Origin of the sequence: Vibrio fujianensis, assembly GCF_002749895.1 — a bacterium.
In the GTDB taxonomy this organism is placed as follows: Bacteria; Pseudomonadota; Gammaproteobacteria; order Enterobacterales; family Vibrionaceae; genus Vibrio; species Vibrio fujianensis.
Map to the genome: position 1 here is coordinate 169,669 of NZ_NBUS01000039.1, position 5,352 is coordinate 175,020.

The window sequence follows — 5,352 nt, forward strand, 5'->3', positions numbered from 1 at the left end:
TGTCCCTCAATGACAGCAACGTCAGCCACCGGCGCAATCCATACAACATCGCCCGGCATCAAACGGACATCTGCACTGGTATCGCCTTTTAATAGTAGATCGTACATATCTAACGTTTGCACGACTTGACCATGACGTTTTAGTTGAATGTTGCGTAATGCACCGCTTTTGCTAAACCCACCGCTGTGGTAAATCGCTTGTGATATGGTGGTTAATGCACTAACGGTATAGGCACCCGGCTTATAGGACTCGCCCATAACAAAAATTTGCATACTGCGTAGCTCACCAAGAGTGATGTCGCTACGAACCCCTATCATCTGCTCTTGAACGCGTTGGCTCAAACTTGCACGAACTTCACTAAAAGAGAGACCTGCAACCGAAATCGGGCCAAGAGAAGGAAAGTTAATCACGCCTTCACGGTTCACCCGTAAACGGTGAATGAGGTTTTCTTTACCAAATAGCTGAACGACAATCTCATCCCCGGGGCCAATTGGATAGTCACTCGGAACCGGAGAGTCATTGGTAGGGGCAAAAGTGGACGGCGAAGAAGCAAATAAATTGACACCAAAACGTTTTAATCTATTCGCTTGAACTTCCTTACTGTTTTTATCTTGATCATTGAGATCATGCTCGGTGTCTGTTTCTCTTGGCTCTTGAGTTTTTACTTCTTCGTGCTTTTCTGTTGGGCTAGAGACTCCTTGGGAAAGATCAATACCATATTCTTTCGCTAAAGCTTGCTTTTGAGCCGTTGGCAAATTTTGAAACATACTGATCTGAGCCGCTGTAGGACCTTGTGCATAGACTTGGCTAGTGAGCATACAAAGTAATAACGGTGCAAAAAAGGTAAAGCGTCTGTCAAACATGGTGTTTTCCGATGGTTGAATAGGAAAGTGATGCGTTTTAAGTCTAAGATCCTAGGTTCTAGGACTTAGGACCTAGAACCTAGAACCTAGAACTTAAACTGCATACCCAATTGTAAAGCGGTTAAACGCACATCATCACCAGCAAGATAATTGATAAACTCACCCGTAACCGCGGTTTTACCGCTCAGTGCGTAGTGGAAACCGACCCCAAACGAAGCCCCACTGTCATTATTGGTTTGATGTTGATAATCAGCACGCACGTAGGAATAGCCCGCGACAGCATACATCGCGAGGCGATCGGTGGTGGGCATGTTAGCTTTGAACAAAACGCTGGATAAGCCATTGATGGACAAGCCTTCTTCACGTTTTACACTGGTGGAGTAACGCCCTTCAAGTGCTAAATAATCAGAAAAGAAGTAACCCAATTGAACTTGAGCTAAAAGAGGAGAGGCATCTTGCCAGGTGGATGCCCGATATTCGGCATCACTATAAGCCAGGCTTAAACCGCTGTAGAGTTCGGCATGTGCCGAGAATGAAAATAGGCCAGCACTGATCAGGCCTAAGGTGAGGCATGCTTTATTGCATCTCATGCGTGTTCCCTGCGTTGTTAATCATATTCCTTAAGGAATTCTATTTTAGGCACGCTACCGCCCTACGTTGTACACGCATTGCTGGAGCCAGCCGATATTGTTATTTTTTATGTGGCGAAGATTATGCACAGATGGGATAGGGCTATCAACCACAAAAAGTCATAAACATTGATTTAATTAATCGAAAAATTAAATTACATTTCTATTAATAAAATTAATAATTTTCGCGATCTCGTCCTAGTCCCATACAAAGTTTGATCAGTATCACCATAATTGGTCGGTGATATAGCCAACAACCGGACAATTCCACTTATTTAAGCAACTTTATGCAGCAAATATTTACATTGTTTCGACATTGGCCCTAAAATGAGCTGTGAAATGAGTTTTCATTTCATAACATCGATGTTTAAAAATAAGTTAGATAAGGATTAACTATGAAAAAGACCGCAATGGTATTGCTAGCAACCTTTGCAATGGCACAAGGCGCAATTGCTGCTGAAACAACCGCGGCCGCTTCTGGTACCGCTGGTGGTGCAGGCGGTGCCGGTGCTGCTGGCGCAGCAGCAGGTGGCGTTGCAGCAGGCACAGCAGCAGCAACTATGGCTGCAGCCGTAGCCGTCGCTGCCGTGGCGGCGAGTGATAACGACACTGCAACGTCAGTGAGCAATCCACAAAAATAATTGCTTGCTGTTTTAACATGAATAAAGCTGCCTAAGGCGGCTTTATTTTTTACTTGGTTCTCGATAAAGGATGGTGAGATGCGTTGCGCTTATCATGGATTACTGTTTACTCTCTTGGCCTTGGTGGGCTGCGCCCCTCAAACTCAGCAACTCTCTGAAACACTTTCCGTCGCCCTGATGGGGGTTAATGATGAGCGAGCCACCGCTGAGTATGCCCAAACCCTGCCCTACGCTTCGCTGTTTGTTGGATTAGAGAATGACCCAAATGCATTACTGGTATTAGCTTGGGCCGAACCTGGTCAAGGGGAACCACTCGCCTTGAAGTGGGTGTCTAACCAACAGGAGTTAGTGGTTACTGAAGCTGGACGCATCACAAAAACAGCCAATTTAGTGGTGGGCAATATTTTATCGGTCACAGCAAAAACGCCTGATCCACTGAGCTTAAATTTACTTGACCCTAACACCCCGACCACCTGGTGGTATCAATTGCACTGGCAACGAGATCAACAAAACTATATAGAGCCAGCGAAATCTCAATTTAGTGTTTATGGTCAACAAGAAAAAACCTTACCAACAGGCCAGCACACTTTGCTTCTGGTCGAAGAAAATGTCACGCTCACTGCCAGTCAACAGCATTATCAAAACCGCTATTGGTTAAGCCCGAGCACTGGTCGGGTGATCGCCAGTGAACAATACTTAGGCCCACAAGGGGCTCGCCTGACCCTTTCTATTGCTAAACCGTTTGCGGGAGAATAAACCATGCGTTTTATCACCTTACTCTGTGCCATGGGCTGGCTGGGGTTCAGTTTGCCACTGCTCGCTAATACGCCGTTCTCTCAAGGCGAGTTTGTCGCTCAAGTTAGCGTTGCTGGCAATACTCCTTCTGTCACGCTGGTGGCCGATGGCCCAGTTAGGCTGGATGCGATGGTTTTACAAGCGTTGCAATCACAACCTACCGCGCTTAGTACTCTACGGATTGACTGGCAAAATAGTCGCTTGTTTTGTTTGCATGAACCGTTTCCTCTCGCCACAACTCTGCTCCGAACGCTAGCCGAATGGCAAAATCGTGTGCCTGAACCACAAGCGAGCGCTTGGCAACAATTGCGTAATGAGCTGCGTAAGCGACACTTTGCCAAACGCGCATTGATTACGTTAGATCCTGATGTTATCCGAGTGGTCAGTGGCCATAACCCATTATTACGCGGCCAATTTTCCCTTTACCTCCCTCTGTTAGGCGAACATCAAACGGTGACCGTATTGGGTGCGGTGCGCCATTCAGAACCACAAGTGTGGCAGGCGACTTTCAGTGCTGGTGACTATGCGCAACGAGCGCAATGGCTACAACCCACGCTCGGTGAAGTAAGCGTCATCCAACCCAATGGCGATGTTGAAGCGCATCCGGTTGGCTATTGGAATGCCCAACCGCTGACAATTTTACCCGGGGCGATCATCTACGTTCCATTTAGCGCTGCCTTTGGATCAACCATTGACCGTACTGAACTGGCACACCTCAATCAGCAGGTGGTTGAACTGCTACGCCATCAACTGCCGAGAGAATAACGACGATGTTAAGTGATTCGATAAAATACTTAAGCTATGCGAGCCTGTTGTGCTGTGCTTTACCGCTCGGCGCACAGTCTTATACTCAATCGAATTTTGGTGGCACCGGCCTGATGCAAATGCCCAGTGCTCGCATGCAACCGGAAGGAGAATTTAGTGCCGCCTATAACCACAATGACGTGTATGATTTTTACACTGTCTCGGTGCAACTGTTTCCATGGTTAGAGACCACCGCTCGTTATGCACAAACTCATGACATGTTGTATAGCAACGATCCGTCATTTAGCGGCAATACCAAATATACTGATAAATCGTTTGATGCCAAAATTCGTTTATGGCAAGAGAGTTATTGGCTACCGCAAGTTTCGTTGGGCTTGCAAGATATTGGTGGTACAGGCTTATATGATGGTGAATACCTCGCCGCCAATAAACGGTGGGGGCCGCTCGATTTTACCCTCGGCATCGGCTGGGGCTATTTAGGTAACCGAGGCAATTTACACGGTGACAAAACACGCTCGAGTGATTGTGGCCGGGATACCGATTACAAAGGTAATGGTGGCAGTTTTGATGTCCAGCGCATGTTTACCGGCTGCATGGCACTGTTTGGTGGGGTTGAATATCAAACGCCGCATCCGCCGCTTTCGTTCAAAATTGAATATGACGGGAATGATTACCGCAGTGATTATCCAGTAACGGCGGGCAAAGTGACGATTCCGCAATCCACACCTTGGAACATTGGCATGAACTACGCCTTAAGCGATTGGGCCAGTGTACGAGTCAGTTATGAGCGCGGCAATAGCGTTAACCTTGGCTTGCGTTTGCATAGTAACTTTTCTCACATTAAGCCGTTATGGTTAGATGAACCCAAACCAGCTTATGCGCCGTCGGCCCCTCGTACCGACCTAACCAATGAAGAGTGGCAAGCCGTAACCGAACAGATGGCCAATGTTTCTGGTTATCAATCACTGCGGGTGTATCAAAGCGACAATGCCGTGACGATTACGGGTGAACAAAAACGTTACCGTGATCGACAAGAAGGTTATGATCGGCTCGCCCGGGTGGTGTTGAACAGTGGTATTGTCACCGAGCAAATCCGCGTGATAGAAACTCGTCAACAACAGCCGTTAACCGAGGTGGTGATCGATAGCGATAAGGCCCATCAAGTGCTTGATCAAGCCTATATTGGCGCAACCATCAATGACGCGATAGCGGTGCAAGAGCCCTCGCCGATTGATGGAGAACAACACACTCAACACGATAAAGCATGGCAGTTTGGCCTTTCTCCGGTGCTGCAACAGTCGTTTGGCGGCTCGGAAAGTTTCTATTTATTTGCTATCGGCGCGAGAGCGGATGCCAGTTGGCGCTTTAATGATCACTGGTTACTGTCTGGTAGCTTGTATGGCAATATTTATGATAACTACGATAAGTTTAAGTATACCGTGCCACCGGATGGCACCGATCTAAAACGCGTTCGAACGTTAAGCCGGGAATATTTGGAAGACACGGTGCGAGTGAACCATGCTCAATTGACCTATTTCGACCATTTAGGGGCTGGCATGTATAACCAATTTTATGCCGGTTACCTTGAAAGCATGTTTGCCGGGGTGGGAACTGAATGGCTGTATCGCCCACTCAACCAAAATTGGGCGCTAGGTGTCG

General features: G+C 47.4%; 6 protein-coding genes. 4 read left to right on the forward strand and 2 right to left on the reverse strand.

The genetic code is table 11. From position 1 onward, the window contains the following. The coding region (locus tag B7C60_RS17965) for a polysaccharide biosynthesis/export family protein (protein ID WP_245868621.1) at positions 1-863 on the reverse strand (863 nt) is incomplete at its 3' end. Between the two features lie 86 nt (positions 864-949). Next, positions 950-1,453 (reverse strand): outer membrane beta-barrel protein, encoded by a 504-nt coding sequence (locus B7C60_RS05570; protein ID WP_099610803.1) that lies wholly within the window; start codon positions 1,451-1,453, stop codon positions 950-952. Between the two features lie 434 nt (positions 1,454-1,887). On the opposite strand from B7C60_RS05570, the gene B7C60_RS05575 reads away from it, so the two are divergent. From B7C60_RS05575 to B7C60_RS05590, 4 genes are all read left to right on the forward strand, one after another. Beyond that, positions 1,888-2,133, forward strand: a complete 246-nt coding sequence (locus B7C60_RS05575) for a hypothetical protein (RefSeq protein WP_099610804.1) — start codon at positions 1,888-1,890, stop codon at positions 2,131-2,133. A 78-nt stretch (positions 2,134-2,211) separates the two neighbouring features. Further along, entirely contained in the window at positions 2,212-2,889 is a 678-nt protein-coding gene (locus B7C60_RS05580) for a YjbF family lipoprotein (protein ID WP_099610805.1), read from the forward strand. Positions 2,890-2,892: 3 nt separating this feature from the next. After that, positions 2,893-3,693, forward strand: a complete 801-nt coding sequence (locus B7C60_RS05585) for a capsule biosynthesis GfcC family protein (RefSeq protein ID WP_099610806.1) — start codon at positions 2,893-2,895, stop codon at positions 3,691-3,693. A gap of 5 nt (positions 3,694-3,698) precedes the next feature. Beyond that, positions 3,699-5,352: YjbH domain-containing protein (locus B7C60_RS05590; protein ID WP_245868622.1), on the forward strand; the 1,654-nt coding region annotated here is incomplete at its 3' end.